The organism is Streptomyces paludis (assembly GCF_003344965.1).
In the GTDB taxonomy this organism is placed as follows: domain Bacteria; phylum Actinomycetota; class Actinomycetes; order Streptomycetales; family Streptomycetaceae; genus Streptomyces; species Streptomyces paludis.
The window spans coordinates 3,434,594-3,450,766 of sequence record NZ_CP031194.1 but is presented as its reverse complement, the minus strand read 5'-3'; the positions used below and the strand labels follow the sequence as shown (position 1 = coordinate 3,450,766).

Genomic DNA, 16,173 nt, shown 5'->3' with positions numbered 1-16,173 from the left:
CCATCTCAGGTACGGTGCGACGCGCGCCGTCGATCTGGGGGCCCGCCGCCGTAGTACGCACCGGAGTACGGCAGTGTTACGCACGTCCTGTTTATGCGCGTCAACGTACGTCCCAAGGCACGTCAACGCACGTCAACGCATGTCAATGCACGTCAAAACATGGCAACGCATGCCAACGCATGTCTCAACGCACGCCAATGTCTCACCGCACGCCAACGCACGTCCCGCACACGATGTACGCACGGCGAAGTGATGCACACACATGGTGTCAGTGTCATGTGGACCTCGGCGTTCAACGGAAAGGAACGAGCGCTTATGCGCGAGATCCTCGGAAGGCGACGCAGGCTCTGGTTCCGGCGCAACGGGCGGCGGCCTGCCCAGCTCGAAGCGGCGCTCACCTGCGCCACCGCGTGGAACTGGCCCGTACTCCCGGGCGCCGGGCTGAAATCGGCCGGCGGACTCGGGACCCGTGGCCGGGGCTGCTCCTGCCCGGACCCCGACTGCGTCGTACCCGGCGCGCACCCCTTCGACCCGGGGCTGCTCACAGCCACCACCGACGCGCGCATGGTGCGCTGGTGGTGGAACAACCGCCCCACGGCCCCCATCATTCTCGCCACCGGCGGTACGGCCCCGTGCGCGGTGAGCCTGCCGGCCGTCGCGGGCGCCCGTGCGCTGGTGGAGCTCGACCGGATGGGCATGCGGCTCGGTCCGGTCGTGGCGACGCCCACCCGCTGGTCGCTGCTCGTCGCGCCGTACAGCCTCGAACAGCTCGGTGAACTGCTCTACAGCAAGGACTGGGTGCCCAGTTCGCTGCGTTTCCACGGGGAGGGCGGCTATCTCGTACTGCCGCCGTCCGAGGCGGCCGGCGGACAGGTCCGCTGGGAGCGGGCCCCGCTGGAGGGCTCGGCGGCGCCGTGGCTGCCGGATGTGGAGGCGGTCGTCGACGCCCTCGTCGAGGCGAGCACGGGCGCGCCGGACGGTGGCAGCCGACTCGCGTACTGACGGCGTACGCGCCGGAGACGTAGCGCTGGAGACGTACGCGCGGAACTGGCGTACGCGCCGGAGTGGGCCTGGCGGGAGTGTGTGCCCAGCGTGCGCTGGGGGCGCGTCAGGGGCGCATCCGCTGCCGCGTTGTCGTGTGCAACGGGCGGAGAACGGGCGGGAAGCCGGGAACGCGAACGCCCGGTCGCTGGCGACGGGGGATGCACCAGCGACCGGGCTTCTAGAACGGTAACAAGAGATCGGCAGTTAGCAAATTCGATCTGGTGTATTCAGGCAATGAATTACTTGCCGGTAGGGCGGGCGGCGCGACAGGTGCCACGGATGTCAGGGATGTCGCGGATGGCCGGGCGGGTCGATCACAGGACCGACAGCCGCCCGCACGCTCCACCGATAGACCGATCAACCGATCGATAGACCGGCCGCGTCAGCTGAGCGTGATCTGCCGGTTGGTGAGTCCTCCGCGCGCCCGGCGCTCCTCGCCGGTCAGCGGCGCGTCGACCGCGAGCGCCGCCGCCAGCCGCTCGGCGAACTCCGCCGCGGGCTTCTCGCACTCCTCCGCGCCCATGGCGCTCGGCAGGTCCCACACCGGCACGGTCAGCCCGTGCGCCCGGAAGGAACCGACCAGCCGGGTGCCCTCCCCGAGGCTCGACGTGCCCGCGGCGTGCAGGCGCGCGAGCGCGTCCAGCAGCTTCTCCTCCGGGTACGGCATGACCCAGCGCAGGTGGTTCTTCTCCGGCGTCTCGCACCAGTAGGCGGCGTCCGTACCGGTGAGCAGGGCGGTCGGGATCGCGGCGGCGTTGGCGCGCTCCAGGGAGGCCGCCACGTCGGGCGACGCGTTCTCCGCGTCCGGCACCCAGAACTCGAACCCGGGGTGGACGACCGGCGTGAACGCGGCCTCGGGGTCCAGCAGGTCCTGGAGCCGCGGGCCGTCGGCCTCGACCCGGTGCGCCGCGACCGGGCTGCCCGGCTCGGCCACCAGCGCACGCCGGAGCGTGTCGGCGAGATCCCGGCTCAGATCGCCCGACGACGTGTCGTTCTGGAGCGCGAGGAGTACGGAACCGTCATCGCGGCGCAGCGCGGGCCAGGCCATCGGCAGGACGGTCGCCAGGGTGACGGACGGGACGCCTTCGGGCAGCCCGTCCTTCAGGGTCAGCTCTACGGTCGCGGCGGGCACCAGCTCGCGCAGCGCGACCCAGTCGCACTCGCCGGCCAGGCCCTCGAAGGGGCGCTGGACCAGCTCGGCCACGGCGTGCGCGGCGGCCCGGCCGTGACATGCCTTGTAACGACGGCCCGAACCGCACGGGCAGGGCTCGCGCGCCCCCACCACCGGAACCTGTCCGTCCGTGAGCTGAGACTTCGCGGCCTTCGTCTGGGGGCGCTTCTTGGCCATGGTGTGGCTTTCTCCCGGGAGCGGCGTTGCGGTACCGGCGTGAGCCTAGACGAGTACGCCCCAAGTGGCGTCTGCCGGGCGCGGAAGGCGCCCCTCCGCGTCGCTGTCGCTGCTTGCTTCTCGCTGCTGCTTCCAACGGCCGATGCGTCAGCCGTGTCGTCAGCCGTGTCGTCAGCCGATGTCGTCGAACGCGCCCGCGAAGCCCAGCCCGTCGAACGGATCGAGTCTCTCCAACCGGTCCAGCGCGTCCAGTCCGTCCAGCCCCTCCACGTGGCCCAGGCTGTCCAGTCCGCCCATGCCGGCCAGCGCCACCGTCAGCCCCGGACCGGGCGCGGCACCCGGCCCCGCACCGGCCCCGGGCCCCGCCCCCGGCCCCGTACTCGCGCCCGTACCGGCACCTGCGCCCGTACCGTGTCCCGGGGCAGTGACGCGCGTAGCGTAATCGTCGCGACCGTGCCCTTCCGTTATGACGGCCCAGACCGTGACCTCGCCGGACGCGCCGTCCCGTACGCCCCAGTCGTGCGCGAGGGACGTGATGATGTTGAGCCCGCGACCGCCCCGGGCCGTGACCGACGGGGTGGCCGGAACGGGCCGGGTCGGGCCGCCACCGTCCGTGACCTCGACGGTCAGCCCGCCCGCCCTGTCGACACGCCAGGCGGCCCGGATGTCGCCGTCGCCGATTTCGCCGCGCCCCAGCGGTCTGCCGTGCCGGCAGGCGTTGCTGAGGAGTTCGGAAAGGACCAGTACGGCATCATCGACGACCGAGTCCGAGACCCCGCCGCGGCTCAGCTGCTCCCGCATCCGGCGCCGCGCTTTCCCCACGCCCGCAGGGCCATGAGGAACGGCCATGCTCGACGACGTGGGCACTTCTTGTGCCACCACAAACGCCACCCCCGAGACCTCCTTTGCCCCACGCCACGGTGTGGATGCCCCGGGGGCCCGGACCGGAAACCGTACGGAGCGAGGCCATTGACGCACTCGCCACGGCGGAGGACCGGACACGCGCGCCGGTGCACTCCCCGTGACGGTGGGCGCCGCCCCACCGGACGTTGCCGGCCAGGGCCAGGCGCAGGTCGGACGTAGGCCAGACGCAGGTTCCGGGGCAGGTCAGACGCTCCGGCCGAGCTGCGCGAGGACCTGCTTGGGCCGGTTGGTGATGATCGCGTCCACGCCGAGCCGGACACACAGCTCGACGTCCTCCGGTTCGTTCACCGTCCAGACGTGCACACGGCGCCCCGCCCGGTGCAGCCGGGCGATATAGCCGGGGTGGTTCCGTACGATCCGGATTCCGGGTCCGGCGATCTGCGCGCCCGCGGGCAGCCACCCGTCGCGCAGCCGGGGCGAGACGAACTGCATGAGGTAGACGGTCGGCAGCTGGGGCGCGGCGGAGGCGATCCGGTGCAGGGAGCGCGCGGAGAAGCTCATGATCCGTACGGCGGACTGACTGCCGGGCCCGTCGCCGGCCGCCTCCGCCCCTGTTGCCGTCCCCGGGTTGTCGAGCCCGAAGCGCCGCAGCAGTTGCAGCAGCCGCTCCTCCACCTGACCGGCCCAGCGGGTCGGGTGTTTGGTCTCGATGGCGAGCTGGAGGGGCCGGCCCGCGTCCGCGACCAGTTCGAGGAGCCGCTCCAGGGTGAGTACGGAGGTGAAACCGGGGTCGCGCCAGTCCGGGCTCTCCTCGCTGTCCTTCCAGGAGCCGAAGTCGAGCGCCGCGAGATCGGCCAGCTCCAGGGCGGAGACGGCGCCGCGCCCGTTGGAGGTGCGGTTCACACGCCGGTCGTGCACACAGACCAGATGGCCGTCCGCCGTGAGCCGTACATCGCACTCAAGCGCGTCGGCGCCGTCCTCGATGGCTTTCATGTACGCGGCCAGGGTGTGCTCGGGCGCGTCCTCCGACGCTCCGCGGTGGGCGATGACCTGGATGCTGCGCTGTCGTGCTTGAGTCACGGGGCCATGGTGTCATCGTGACGGAGCGGGCCGTGCCGGGACGGAGTGGCCGGGTGAGTGGCGGGCCTCACACTGCCAGACGCGTTCGTTATGTCCGTAATAAAGGGTGGCGGCCGGATGCACAGGTCCCGCTTACAGTGGCCTGACGTGCCGTGGGAAAAGCTGACCGCACAATCCAATAGCGGAACTCTTGCCGAAGACGATGTGGAACCGAGGAGAAAGAGCTGTGAGCACCGAGAACGAGGGCAACGCGGTCCCCGCCGCCCCGTCCGTACCTCCTGTGCCGGATGCCGCTCCTGAGGGCACGCCCGCGTCCGCTCCGAGAGATGCCGTGCACGACCGTCCGCCGGTACAGCCCGAGCAGCCGACGGCCCCCGCGGCCCCCGTACACGCCCCGGCCCCAGCCCCAGCCCCGTACCCGGCCTCGGCCCCGGCCCCGTCCCCGGAAGCGACAACAGCGGCGGACTCGTCGGCCGCCGCCGGATGGCCGCCGCCCCCGCCCGCAATCCCCGCGTACGGTGCCGGTGCCGGCGCGGGCGCGCCGGCGTGGGGCGCGCCGATGCCGGGCTACGCGACCCAGCAGCTGGATCCGCAGCAGTTCGATCCGCAGGCGCAGCCGCAGCCGCGCAAGCGTTCGAGTGGCCTGGTGACGGCGGTGGTCGTGGCCGCGCTGGTCGCGGGCGGGATCGGCGGCGGGATCGGCTACTGGGGCGCGAAGAACAACGACAGCGGCTCGATCGGTTCGACCACGGTCTCGGCCGGCACCCCGAAGGACCTCAAGCGCGACGCCGGTACGGTCGCCGGCGTGGCCCAGAAGTCGCTGCCGAGCGTCGTCACCATCGAGGCGAAGGGCGGCAACGGCGAGGGCGGTACGGGCACCGGCTTTATCTACGACAAGGAGGGCCACATCCTCACCAACAACCACGTTGTGGCCTCTGCGGCGGACAGCGGTGAACTCACCGCGACGTTCTCCGACGGCAAGAAGTATCAGGCGGAGGTCATCGGCCGGGCCGAGGGCTACGACGTGGCGGTGGTGAAACTCAAGGACGCGCCCTCCGGTCTGACGCCGCTGCCCCTCGCCGACTCGGAGAAGGTCGCGGTCGGCGACACGACGATCGCGATCGGCGCCCCCTTCGGCCTCTCCAACACCGTCACGACGGGCATCATCAGCGCCAAGAACCGCCCGGTCGCCTCGGGTGACGGTTCCGGCTCCAGCAGCTCGTACATGAGCGCCCTCCAGACCGACGCCTCGATCAACCCCGGCAACTCCGGCGGCCCGCTCCTGGACTCGCGCGGCGCGGTCATCGGCATCAACTCGGCCATCCAGTCGGCCGGCAGCGGCGGCATCGGCCAGTCCCAGTCGGGCTCGATCGGCCTCGGCTTCGCCATTCCGATCAACCAGGCGAAGAACGTGGCCGAACAGCTCATCAAGACGGGCAAGCCGGTCTACCCCCTGATCGGCGCCACGGTCACGATGAACGCGGAAGGCGAAGGCGCCACGATCTCCCCCCAGGGCGAGGGCGGCACCCCGGCCATCTCCCCGAACGGCCCCGCCGCCAAGGCCGGCCTCAAGGCGGGCGACGTCATCACCAAGTTCAACGACACCCCGATCGACAGCGGCCCCACCCTGATCGGCCAGATCTGGACCCACCAGCCCGGCGACACGGTCACCCTCACCTACAAGCGCGACGGCAAGGAATCCACCGCCCAAGTAACCCTGGGCAAACGCGAAGGCGACAACTGACCGCCGGGCACCCCGAGCCGCCCCGCGTACCTGAGCCGGATCAGAGCGTGAGTACGGGCCGGGTGGAGAGGTCCTCGCAGAGGTCTTCACCGTCCGGCCCGTACACGTACTCGGCCAGGAACGGATTGCGGTTGGCGGTGGCGAGGGGCAGCCACGCCAGCATGTGGCCGTAACCCCCGCACACGGACTCGCCGCCGTCGCCGCCGTGGACCGCGGTGCTGTCGCTGGTCAGCTCCGTACGGTAGGTGTCGTACGCGATCCGCAGCCCGAAGCCGCTGAGCCGCTGATGCGGGCCGGTGCGGTCCCCGTAGGGGATGCGGTCGAGCGGACAGTCATTTCCCCACCGGAACAGCGTGTTCGCGCCCGCGCCACAGGCGTGCTCCCACTCGTCGGCGCTCGCCATCCGGAGGCCACGCGCGGCGAGGACGGCCGGCATGTCGGCGGGCGCTTCGGTCAGATTCTCGTCCTCCACGGCCATGAGCACCGTGTCGAGGACGGCACTGCGGCGCGGGCTGAGTATCTCAGCGAGGTGTGCCCGCAGATCAGCCCCATAACCGAAGCCCTGCTCCAGGCTCTCCGCGTAGTCAGCACTCTGCTCTGCCGTCGGACGCCAGGCATCGAGATCGAACCCGAGCGTCACCGCCCCGCCGGGTATCAGGGCGAACTCCTGCCCGTTCCGCTCGATCCGCACACGGTGCAGCGGAGCGCCGAGATGCTCAACGGTCTCGACAACGGTCACACGGCCATCCACCCGGGCAGCCGCTTCCTGCGCAACACGACGTGCCGCGGACAACTCGAAGAGCCGCCACTGGCCGAGACTGAGATCAGCGAGAGACATACCCCGCAGTCTCACACCCAGGTCTGACAACAAGGGCCACCACCGAAGCCGGCGCCCCACCCCCACCAACAAAGCCCCCTCAGCGCCTGCCCTTTCCGCATCCTGCACCCCAGAGACGGACCAACGGCCCCCGAGCCGACCCGAGCCCGGTAGGCTGTAGCCGCTCCGTAGCAGGTGGGCGGGGTGTTGGTGGGTTGCCCGAGCGGCCTAAGGGAACGGTCTTGAAAACCGTCGTGGCAGCGATGTCACCGTGGGTTCAAATCCCACACCCACCGCAGCAGGTCAACGTAGGTGCAGGTCAGAAGGGGTGTCCCTCGGTGAGGGGTGCCCCTTCTTTGCTGGGGCTGTCTTACTGATTCCCGGCATGTGAGGATCGGCTTGTGACTTATGGGGCGGTGGCTTTGCGTGAGGTTGTTGTGGGGGACTGGCGGGCTGTGCATGTTTTTGCGGGGGTGGCGGAGGCTTGTCGGTATCAGGGGTGGGGGCCGAATACTGAGGAGCAGACGCGGGAGTTTGTTCGGGGTGCGGTGGATAGTGGGTTGCGGTTGCCGCGGGTGAGATTTGTTTATGCGGCCTGTGTTGGCGGTGAAGTCGTTGGTATCGGTGAGCTGAAGGTTCGTAGCCTGGCGCATCGGCAGGGGGAGATCTCCTACCTCGTGGATCCTCGGGTGTGGGGGCGGGGTGTGGGTACGGCCATCGGTAGGGAGCTTCTGAGCAGGGGATTTGGGACGTTGGGGCTGCATCGGATCTTTGCGACCTGCGATCCTCGCAACGTTGCCTCGGCCCGGGTACTGGGCAAGCTCGGGATGGTTTTCGAGGGGCGGCACCGGCATACCGTGTTGATCCGGGACGGCTGGCGTGACTCCGATGTCTTCAGCATCCTTGATCAGGAATGGGCGCAAGGGATCGTCGGGTCTGAATGATCGGGGGCGTGTTCTCCTCCGCAGGCCGCCGTGTGCTCCGTGGCGTTCTTGGGGGGCTTCTTTATTGGTCCAATCAGGTGATTTTGCGGGAATTGGCGCTATACCGCCCTTACTCTCCAACTGTGTGGCTGGTCCCGTTCCGAGGGGCAACCGTCCGGTCGGCTGGAGAAGATGATGCGGGTCTCGGTGAACTCGAACAACTGCGAGGGGCACGGACAGTGCAACGCGGTGGCGCCCGAGGTGTATGGCTTGGATGACGAAGGTTATGGCGTGGTTCCCAATCCGGATGTTTCGGCGGATCTTGAGAGCCAGGCGACGGCGGGGGCGTTGGCCTGTCCTGCGCGGGCCATTGCCCTTGGGTGAGGTGAGGTGAGGTGAGGTGAGGTGAAGTGGGGTGGGTGGGGTGGGGTGGAGGGTGGGGTCAGGCTTTTGGGTTTTGGGCTAGGGCGGCTGTGGTCAGGGTGTCGATCAGCTCCTGGGTGCGTTCCATGGCGTGGTTCATGTGTGTTCCGGTGGCGGCCACCATGCCCCATCGATTCGGTACGCAGGCGACGACCTCGGCCCGTGCTGTGCTGGGCAGGGCGGTCAGGACGGCCGTACGGGTGTCGGTGAGGGTGGCGGTGGCTGTGGGGCGGTAGACGCGGGTGGCGGTGTAGTGCTCGGCGGGGGGCCGGTCGGCGGTGATGCGTTCGTGGAAGGCGCGGAGTAACTCGGCTCCGTGGGAAGAGAAGTTGAAGTCGATCGCGCCGGTCAGGACACGGTCGCCGAACACTCCTCCCAGGCGGCCGACGGCGAAGTCGACGCCGCCGGTCACCAGTCCGCCGTGGCTGCCGTCGGCGGCGCTGGCCTCGCTGCGGAAGGCGGCGTGGATGTCGTGCATGGCCCGGCGCATGTCGTCGTACAGACCGACGGCCAGTCCGCACCGTTCCCACTCGGGGCGGTCGATGTAGGCGTTGCCCTCCCAGGAGTAGCGGTCCAGGATCTGGAGGGTCAGGCCGGGGGCGATCTCGCCGTTGCGGATGTGGCCCGAGGGGGCCACGGGGCAGGGGGTGAGGGCGCCGGGGACGGTGACGTAGTCCACGGCGGCTTCCAGCAGGTAGTCGTCCCCGTACTGATGGGCGTCCGCGGCGGCCTCGCGCAGGAGCGCGAGGTCCTGAAGGCCGATGGGGCCGACGATACGGGCGCCGCTGCCGGACTGGCTGGGCTTGAGGAACGCGTGGGTGAGCCCGTAGCGCCGGCGCAGGAGTGCGGCGGCGCGTACCGCTTCCTCCACGAAGCGCTCGGCGGGCGCGTCGGGGCGCGCCATCGTGTATCCGGGGAGGACGGGGATGGCCATGCCCACCCGGCGGTAGCCCTCGCCGAGACGCTGTTCCGCGGCGAGGAGTTCGTCCGGGGGCATACCGGTCGCGGAGAGCGATTCGGCGTCCTCGACGAAGGGATGGATATGCCGTTTGCGGTTCCAGTCGAGCGAGACCACATGGTTGTTCGCGTCGATCCGCAGGCTCTCCCGTCCGGTACGGCGCAGCAGCCACAGCAGGAAGATCTGCATCTCCCGGTCCAGCGCGTACGTACGGACGATCGCGTGGGGGCGGGCCCGGACCCAGTCGATGATGCGGGTCAGTGGTGCGGGCGTGGTGGCTTTCGGGGTGGTGCCCGTGGCGCCCGACCCGGTGCCTTCCGGGTGCCGGACCGCCGCTTCCAGCAGCGCTTGGTAGAGGTAGTAGTGCTCCAGGTCCCCCAGGTCGACCGAGTCGATGCCGAAGACCCGTACGGACTCCTTCCAGGGAGCCGTGCGCCCGACCGTCAGGTCTCCGGGGCGCGCGAGGAAGACCGCGCGTGCTTCCAGATATGTGGCGCAGTCGTAGGGGGTCCGGCCGGCCGCCAGGTCGCTCACGTCGCCGTCGAAGCCCTTGGTGGCGCGGGTGGCGGAGTGCAGGATGAGGGCGGGCGCGTCACCTTCGCCGCCTGCGCGGTACGGCAGCAGCCGGCGCGAGGTCTGCTCGGCGACCTCGCTCGGCGAGAGGCCCAGGAGGCGTTCGCTGTGGCCGGCGAAGTCGCCGTCGTACACGAGGGGGCCGGTGCCGAAGCCCTCCCAGGCCAGCTCCGTGCCGTCCGGCAGGCGGATGGTGGTGGACGGCTTCACGGTGAAGTCCACGGTCAGCTCCCTGGAGCGTGCGGGGCGCCCGCGGTCCCGCCGACGCCATCCCCCCTCTAACGAGCCGTGAGCGACTGCGTTGCGAGCATTCCGCGCACTCCCGTGTACTACGGCCGCTTTCTGCCCCATGGGTGAGTTGGTCCTGGTTTCATGGTTGTCGGGCCTGCGTCAGTGGGCCCGTCAGCGGGCCGTCCCCCCGGGACCCGGCACTGCCTCAAGGAGCCGTATGCGTGTCCTGTGCACCGCGACGGGCGCGCCGTCCCACGGCCGGGCCCTGCTGCCGCTGATCCGGGCGCTGGCCGGGGACGGGCACGAGGTCACCGTGGTCACCACGGAGACCATCGCGCCCCTCATCACCGGCGCCGACGGCATCCGTCTCCGTACGTCCATGCCGCTGCTCCCGCCGCCGCGGGCGTCCGGGAGCGCCTCGGCCCCCGGCGACGCCGCCGCGCGGTTCCGTACGCGCGTCGCGCAGCTCACCGGGCCGTACGCGCTGGAGATCCTCGGGGTCCTGCGGGGTGTCGCGCGGGACGTACGCCCCGATGTCGTCCTGCGGCACGGCATGGACCTGGGCTCCTGCCTCCTCGCGGAGGAACTCGGCGTGCCCCATCTGCCCGTCCCCTGCGGTTTCGTCAACATGGCCGACCCCGCGGCGCTGCTCCCGGCGCTGAACGGGCTGCGCGCCGAGGCCGGGCTGCCCGCGCGGGACGACCCGGGCTCGCTCTATCCGTACGGGCGGCTGGACTACGTCCCGCCGGAGTACTCCTTCGCGGAATTCCCGGTCCCCGTGCTGGCCTACCGGCAGAGCACATCGGTGGACGCCACCGCGCTGCCCTCCTGGGTCACCCGGCTTCCGCCCGGCCGGCCGCTGGTCTTCGCCTCCGTGGGCACCTCCCTGCCGGCGATCCGCGGCCGGTCGCCCGACGGGCGTATGCCCGAAGGGCTCACCGATCCGGCCGCGCAGTTGCGTACGATCGTCGCCGCGCTGTCCCGGCTGGACGTCAACGCGATCGTCGCTACGGCGGGCATCGATCTCGGCGATGATCTCCGCCGCGGCTCTGGTCGCGGCCGCATCGGACCGGGGTCCAACATCCGTCTCGTCGACCGTATCGCGCAGCCGTTGCTGCTGGAGTGCGCCGATCTCCTCGTCACCCACGGCGGCTACAACAGCGTCGGCGAAGCCCTGCGCACCGCCACCCCCATGGCCGTCGTCCCCAACTTCGCCGACCAGCCGCACAACGCCCGCCGTGTCCAGGAACTCGGCCTCGGCCGCTTCCTCACCGACCCGACCCCCCACGCGCTCGCCGCGATGTGCCAGGACCTGCTGGACGACGCCGCCACGGCCGCGCGACTGCGCGCCGCCCGGCTCGCCGTACTCGCCCTGCCCGATGTCACCCGCGTCGCCGCCGATCTGGCGGACATTGTCGCCGCCGCGGGCATGACACGCAACGCGGAGCCGTGCGCTCGTCCGGCGCGGTGATCAAGGGCTCTGTCCGGAGGGTTCTGTCCGGATGGTGGAATGGGATTTCTGTTGCACCTCTGTTGTATCTATGCTGTGCGCATGCCATCCGCGCCCGCCCCCGCGCCCGTCGTCCCCGTCAAGCAACCGCCCGCCGCCGACCGTGTCTACAGCCATATCAAGGAGGCCGTGCTCGACCGGCGGTACGAAGGCGGCACCCTGCTGACCGAAGGGGAGCTGGCCGAGGCGGTGGGGGTCTCGCGTACGCCCGTGCGGGAGGCGTTGCTGAAGCTTGAGGTCGAGGGGCTGATCAAGCTCTACCCGAAGAAGGGCGCGCTCGTGCTCGCCGTGTCGGCGCAGGAGATCGCGGACGTGGTCGAGACACGGCTGCTGGTCGAGGAGTTCGCCGTACGGAAGGCCGTACCGGCGTCGGCGCCGTTTCTGGCGCGGCTGGAGGAGCTGCTCGAAGAGCAGCGCGGACGGGCCGAGGAGGGCGATCTCGCGGCCGTCGCCGTGAGCGACCGCAGCTTCCACGCCGAGATCGTGCGCAACGCCGGCAACCAGATCCTGTCCAAGCTGTACGACCAGCTCAGGGACCGGCAGCTGCGCATGGGCGTCGCCGTCATGGAGGCCCACCCCGACCGGATCGCCAAGAACGTCACCGAACACGCCGAGCTGCTCGAAGCCATCCGCGCGGGCGACGCGGACGGCGCCGCCGCGTGCGTACGGCGCCATGTCGGCCGGGTCAAGGTGCTGGTCCGGGGTGAGGCCCGGTGAGTACGGGGCACCGGTCCGCCACCGTCAGCCTGCCCGGCGATCCCCCCGGCGGCCGGCGCGCCGTCTGGGTCTGGGGCATCGGCGTCGCCGTCTACTTCGTCGCCGTCATCTTCCGTACGAGCCTGGGCGTCGCCGGACTCGACGCCGCCGACCGCTTCCAGGTCAACGCCTCGGCCCTGTCGACCTTCTCCATACTCCAGCTGCTCGTGTACGCCGGCATGCAGATACCCGTCGGCCTCATGGTCGACCGCTTCGGCACCCGGCGGGTCCTCACCCTCGGCGTGATCCTCTTCACCGTCGGACAGCTGGGCTTCGCCTTCTCCCCCTCGTACGGCACGGCCCTCGCCTCCCGCGCCCTGCTCGGCTGCGGCGACGCGATGACGTTCATCAGCGTGCTGCGGCTCGGCACCCGCTGGTTCCCCGCCCGGCGCGGGCCGATGATCGCCCAGGTCGCCGCGCTCTTCGGCATGGCCGGCAACCTCGTCTCCACCATCTTCATCTCCCGCACCCTTCAGGGTCTCGGCTGGACCACCACCTTCGCCGGCAGCGCCCTCGCCGGAGTGGTCGTCTTCGTCCTGCTGGTGCTCTTCCTCAAGGACCACCCCGAAGGACACGAGCCGCCCCCCGCCGAACACGCGGGCGCCGCCTTCGTACGGAAGCAGATCGCCGCGTCCTGGCGAGAACCCGGCACCCGGCTCGGGATGTGGGTGCACTTCACCACCCAGTTCCCCGCCATGTTCTTCCTGCTGCTCTGGGGAATGCCGTTCCTCGTGGAGGACCAGGGCCTGTCCCGTGCCGACGCGGGCGAGCTGCTCACCCTGATCGTGCTCTCCAACATGGTCGTGGGTCTTGTCTACGGGCAGGTCATCGCCCGGCACCACGCCGCCAGGGCCCCGCTCGCCCTCGGTACGGTCGCGGCGACCGCGCTGGCCTGGGCGGTCACCCTCCTCCACCCCGGCGACCACGCCCCCCTGTGGCTGCTGATCACCCTCTGCGCCGTCCTCGGCGCCTGCGGCCCCGCGTCGATGATCGGCTTCGACTTCGCCCGGCCCGCCAACCCGCCGGAGCGTCAGGGCACGGCCTCCGGAATCGTCAACATGGGTGGTTTCATGGCCTCGATGGCGACACTGTTCGCGGTCGGGGTGCTGCTCGACGCGACCGGCGACAACTACCGGATCGCCTTCTCGTCCGTCTTCGTCCTCGAAGCCGTCGGGGCCGTACAGATCCTGCGGCTGCGCGCCCGCACGGCCCGGCGGGAGCGGGAACGGCTGGTCGCGAGCCGGGTGGAGGCCGTGCACGTACCCGTGTGAGGCCGGGTGCGTGCAGAGCCTTCTCGTTGCGTCCCGTGTGCAGGGGGTTCTGCATTACGGCGTCCTCGCGTCACGCCGTGACCGCGTTACGGCGTGACCGCGAACTCCCGCAGAATCGCCGCCCCCAGCTCCTCGTCACCGTCCAGCTTCACCCGGTCCGCGACCACCGCCGGCCGCACCCGCCCGCACGCCAGCCGGTAGTACGTCTCCCAGTCCGTCGCCAGCGTCACCACCGGCCCGAGCGAAGGCGAGCCGTCGATCGTGCCGCGCCCGTCCGCGTTCACCCGGACCGTACGGAGGAACTCCAGCGGGCCCGTCACATCGATCACGATCGCCGAGTTCGGCGGCGCGCCCGCGTCCTTCGCGATGACCTTCGGCAGCGCCGCCAGCAGCACGTCCCGGACGATCTGGGAGCCCGGCGAGTCGATGTTGCCCGGCCGGTTCAGCGCGTACCGCAGATCCTGCTCGTGCACCCATACGTCGAACGCCCGCGCCCGCATCGCGTTCTCCAGCGTCTGCTGCTTGCGCAGCGGCGCCGGGACCATCGTGTCGGGGGAGCGGTTCTCGTTGCGCAGCTGCCGGTTGCGCCGGATGATCGTGTACTCCAGCTCGGAGACGTTCTCCAGCGCCGTGTGGTGGCGCCGTACATCCACCTGAAGCTCCATGTAGCGGGCCCAGTCACTCTGGATGTGGTACAGATCGCGGGGCAGGGAATGGATGGGCCGTGGATCCCCGAGCATCTCGCTTTCCATGCCGATGACATGAGAGACCACGTCCCGTACGGACCAACTCGGGCATGGTGTGCGCCGGTTCCAGTCGCTGTCGACGAGTGGCTTCACCAACTCGAATATGGCCTCGATGGAATGGGCCCAGGCATCGGCGTAGTTTTGAAGGCTGGGATGGACGGTCACGGGACCCCTCGGCGGTTCTGCGGTACGCGGGCTGGCTTGTCAGGCGGGCTGGCGGGCTGCTGGCTACGGCTTGCGGCGTCGGCTGCTGCGGGGAGGCTCGGCAGCTAAGTTACGCTGCCCGATGGCACCCCGGCAGTGCTTTCGTGTGACGATCGTAGGCCCGTGTTGACGGCTCGAATGCCAGGACGGTGGTACTGTGCGCGCTTCGTTGCTCCAGATCGCGGTAGACCCGGAGGAATCGGTCGATTCCCGTAGGCGCCGGGTCGCCTCGCTGGTACGCGGCCAACGTGGCGCCGATCTCGTCGTCCTGCCGGAGCTGTGGCCGGTCGGCGCCTTCTCGTTCGACTCCTTCGCCGAGGAAGCGGAGGCGGTCGGCGACGACGCGCGCGGCCTCGCCCACGGACCCACGTGCGAAGCGATGTCCGCCGCCGCGCGTGACGCCCGTGTCTGGCTGCACGCCGGCTCCATCGTCGAACGGACCGCCGACGGACGGCTCTTCAACACCTCGCTCGTCCTCTCCCCCGCCGGTGAACTCGTCCGTACGTACCGCAAGATCCACCGTTTCGGCTTCGACAAGGGCGAGGCCACGCTGATGGACGCCGGCGAGGAACTCGTCACCGTCCCGCTGCCGCCGACCCCGCGCGGTCCTGGCACCACCCTCGGCCTCGCCACCTGCTACGACCTCCGCTTCCCCGAGCTGTTCCGCGGCCTCACCGACGCGGGCGCCGAGGTGCTCGTCGTCCCGGCCGGCTGGCCCGCGCGCCGGCGCGCGCACTGGTCGCTGCTGGCGCGGGCGCGCGCCGTGGAGAACCAGTCGTACGTCCTGGCCTGCGCCACCGCCGGCACCCACGCGGGCGTCGAGCAGTCCGGGCACAGCGTCGTCGTGGACCCCTGGGGCGAGGTGCTCGCGGAGGCGGGGACGGGCGAGGAGGTGCTGACGGTCGAACTGGACCTGGCGCTGGTCGCGCGCACGCGCGAGCAGTTCCCGGTGCTGCGGGACCGACGGCTGGGGTTGACCGCGCCCGGCGCGCGGTAGTTCCCCGTAAGGCGGCCGGTAAGGGGGGCCGGTAAGGCGGCCGGTACGGGTGCCGTCCGCTCCACTCCTCGTTCAGTCCTCCTCGCGCTCCTTCTCCGCCATCCGGATCACACACACCGCCACCGCGATCAGCAGCGCGTGATCCGCGTCCTCCCGTACGACCTCCACGCCGTACGTCTCCCGCACCCGCAGCCACCGCCGCGAGATGTGCGCCAGCATCTCGCCGTCGTACTCGACCACGAACTCCCGGTCCAGGATCCGGCCGCTGACGTCCAGTTCGGTGCCCTCGGCGAGGCTCACGCGGTAGTGGTTGCGCAGCAGCGAGAGGCGCTTCTTGCGGATGGTCGCGAGCGTCTCGCCGTCCCGCTCGATGGTCATCGCGTCCCGCAGGCTCAGCAGCTTCTGCCGCAGCGTGACCAGCACCCGGCCGTCGGCGTCCTTCAGCTCCAGCGTGTCGCGCAGCCGCAGCGCCTTGCCGTCGACGAGATAGGCGTGCCGGCCGTGCTCGTCCTCGATCCAGTAGTCGTCGCCGATCGCGAAGATCTTGTCGCGCACGAGATATTTCATGCGGTACGGGTACCCCGGCGGCACCCCGCCATGGCCGCCCCGGGCGCAGGTGCACGCGGACGGGTGCCGTCCCACGGGCCCCGGGGGTGCCGTCCCACGGATGCGGCCCCACGGGCA

At 70.5% G+C, this 16,173-nt stretch carries 15 protein-coding genes and 1 tRNA gene; 9 read left to right on the top strand and 7 right to left on the bottom strand.

Annotation, left to right across the window (positions count from 1 at the left end; all coding sequences use genetic code 11):
* Positions 1-315 precede the first annotated feature (315 nt).
* On the top strand, positions 316-1,002 hold the full coding sequence (locus tag DVK44_RS15145; RefSeq protein ID WP_114660154.1) for a bifunctional DNA primase/polymerase: 687 nt from the start codon (positions 316-318) through the stop codon (positions 1,000-1,002).
* A gap of 424 nt (positions 1,003-1,426) precedes the next feature.
* On the opposite strand, the gene DVK44_RS15140 is transcribed toward DVK44_RS15145, so the two are convergent.
* The 3 genes from DVK44_RS15140 to DVK44_RS15130 form a co-directional block, all read right to left on the bottom strand.
* Positions 1,427-2,392: a DUF5926 family protein gene (locus DVK44_RS15140; RefSeq protein ID WP_114660153.1), complete on the bottom strand. Its 966-nt coding sequence runs from the start codon at positions 2,390-2,392 to the stop codon at positions 1,427-1,429.
* Between the two features lie 171 nt (positions 2,393-2,563).
* Positions 2,564-3,193 carry an ATP-binding protein gene (locus tag DVK44_RS15135; protein ID WP_231717286.1) on the bottom strand — a complete coding sequence of 210 codons (630 nt, stop codon included), beginning with the start codon at positions 3,191-3,193 and terminating at the stop codon, positions 2,564-2,566.
* A 306-nt stretch (positions 3,194-3,499) separates the two neighbouring features.
* Positions 3,500-4,336, bottom strand: a complete 837-nt coding sequence (locus tag DVK44_RS15130) for a glycerophosphodiester phosphodiesterase (RefSeq protein WP_114660152.1) — start codon at positions 4,334-4,336, stop codon at positions 3,500-3,502.
* Between the two features lie 226 nt (positions 4,337-4,562).
* Here DVK44_RS15130 and DVK44_RS15125 point away from each other — a divergent pair, with 226 nt between their 5' ends.
* A complete protein-coding gene (locus DVK44_RS15125) occupies positions 4,563-6,080 on the top strand; it encodes a S1C family serine protease (RefSeq protein WP_114660151.1) in 1,518 nt (505 codons plus the stop codon).
* A 40-nt stretch (positions 6,081-6,120) separates the two neighbouring features.
* Here DVK44_RS15125 and DVK44_RS15120 read toward each other — a convergent pair whose 3' ends face one another.
* A complete protein-coding gene (locus tag DVK44_RS15120) occupies positions 6,121-6,918 on the bottom strand; it encodes a hypothetical protein (protein ID WP_114660150.1) in 798 nt (265 codons plus the stop codon).
* 188 nt (positions 6,919-7,106) lie between these two features.
* On the opposite strand from DVK44_RS15120, the gene DVK44_RS15115 reads away from it, so the two are divergent.
* The 3 genes from DVK44_RS15115 (at position 7,107) to DVK44_RS37890 (ending at position 8,204) form a co-directional block, all read left to right on the top strand.
* A tRNA-Ser gene (locus tag DVK44_RS15115) sits at positions 7,107-7,193 on the top strand.
* Between the two features lie 105 nt (positions 7,194-7,298).
* Positions 7,299-7,841 carry a GNAT family N-acetyltransferase gene (locus tag DVK44_RS15110; RefSeq protein WP_331461601.1) on the top strand — a complete coding sequence of 181 codons (543 nt, stop codon included), beginning with the start codon at positions 7,299-7,301 and terminating at the stop codon, positions 7,839-7,841.
* Between the two features lie 171 nt (positions 7,842-8,012).
* Positions 8,013-8,204, top strand: coding sequence for a ferredoxin (locus DVK44_RS37890; RefSeq protein ID WP_408055319.1), 192 nt, complete (start codon positions 8,013-8,015; stop codon positions 8,202-8,204).
* 58 nt (positions 8,205-8,262) lie between these two features.
* Here DVK44_RS37890 and DVK44_RS36355 read toward each other — a convergent pair whose 3' ends face one another.
* Positions 8,263-9,996, bottom strand: a complete 1,734-nt coding sequence (locus tag DVK44_RS36355) for a hypothetical protein (RefSeq protein WP_162793837.1) — start codon at positions 9,994-9,996, stop codon at positions 8,263-8,265.
* 226 nt (positions 9,997-10,222) lie between these two features.
* Between DVK44_RS36355 and DVK44_RS15095 the strand changes: the two genes are divergently transcribed.
* The 3 genes from DVK44_RS15095 to DVK44_RS15085 all read left to right on the top strand — a co-directional run bounded on the left by DVK44_RS15095 (position 10,223) and on the right by DVK44_RS15085 (position 13,542).
* Complete coding sequence (locus DVK44_RS15095) at positions 10,223-11,476, top strand: glycosyltransferase (protein WP_114660149.1); 1,254 nt, start codon at positions 10,223-10,225, stop codon at positions 11,474-11,476.
* 81 nt (positions 11,477-11,557) lie between these two features.
* Complete coding sequence (locus DVK44_RS15090) at positions 11,558-12,232, top strand: GntR family transcriptional regulator (RefSeq protein WP_114660148.1); 675 nt, start codon at positions 11,558-11,560, stop codon at positions 12,230-12,232.
* The gene (locus DVK44_RS15085; protein ID WP_114660147.1) at positions 12,229-13,542 is read left to right on the top strand and encodes an MFS transporter; all 1,314 of its coding nucleotides are present in this window, start codon (positions 12,229-12,231) and stop codon (positions 13,540-13,542) included. The genes DVK44_RS15090 and DVK44_RS15085 overlap by 4 nt, the downstream gene beginning before the upstream one ends.
* 86 nt (positions 13,543-13,628) lie before the next feature.
* On the opposite strand, the gene DVK44_RS15080 is transcribed toward DVK44_RS15085, so the two are convergent.
* On the bottom strand, positions 13,629-14,453 hold the full coding sequence (locus DVK44_RS15080) for a maleylpyruvate isomerase family mycothiol-dependent enzyme (RefSeq protein WP_114660146.1): 825 nt from the start codon (positions 14,451-14,453) through the stop codon (positions 13,629-13,631).
* A gap of 196 nt (positions 14,454-14,649) precedes the next feature.
* On the opposite strand from DVK44_RS15080, the gene DVK44_RS15075 reads away from it, so the two are divergent.
* Positions 14,650-15,489, top strand: coding sequence for a carbon-nitrogen family hydrolase (locus DVK44_RS15075; protein WP_114660145.1), 840 nt, complete (start codon positions 14,650-14,652; stop codon positions 15,487-15,489).
* A 72-nt stretch (positions 15,490-15,561) separates the two neighbouring features.
* On the opposite strand, the gene DVK44_RS15070 is transcribed toward DVK44_RS15075, so the two are convergent.
* Positions 15,562-16,056 carry an LURP-one-related/scramblase family protein gene (locus DVK44_RS15070; RefSeq protein ID WP_114660144.1) on the bottom strand — a complete coding sequence of 165 codons (495 nt, stop codon included), beginning with the start codon at positions 16,054-16,056 and terminating at the stop codon, positions 15,562-15,564.
* Positions 16,057-16,173 lie beyond the last annotated feature (117 nt).

Bases quoted from the DNA above. Each gene is read 5' to 3' on its own strand.
- DVK44_RS15145 (WP_114660154.1), top strand. From the start codon at position 316: ATGCGCGAGATCCTCGGAAGGCGACGCAGGCTCTGGTTCCGGCGCAAC.
- DVK44_RS15140 (WP_114660153.1), bottom strand. From the start codon at position 2,392: ATGGCCAAGAAGCGCCCCCAGACGAAGGCCGCGAAGTCTCAGCTCACG.
- DVK44_RS15135 (WP_231717286.1), bottom strand. From the start codon at position 3,193: ATGCGGGAGCAGCTGAGCCGCGGCGGGGTCTCGGACTCGGTCGTCGAT.
- DVK44_RS15120 (WP_114660150.1), bottom strand. From the start codon at position 6,918: ATGTCTCTCGCTGATCTCAGTCTCGGCCAGTGGCGGCTCTTCGAGTTG.
- DVK44_RS37890 (WP_408055319.1), top strand. From the start codon at position 8,013: ATGATGCGGGTCTCGGTGAACTCGAACAACTGCGAGGGGCACGGACAG.
- DVK44_RS15095 (WP_114660149.1), top strand. From the start codon at position 10,223: ATGCGTGTCCTGTGCACCGCGACGGGCGCGCCGTCCCACGGCCGGGCC.
- DVK44_RS15090 (WP_114660148.1), top strand. From the start codon at position 11,558: ATGCCATCCGCGCCCGCCCCCGCGCCCGTCGTCCCCGTCAAGCAACCG.
- DVK44_RS15070 (WP_114660144.1), bottom strand. From the start codon at position 16,056: ATGAAATATCTCGTGCGCGACAAGATCTTCGCGATCGGCGACGACTAC.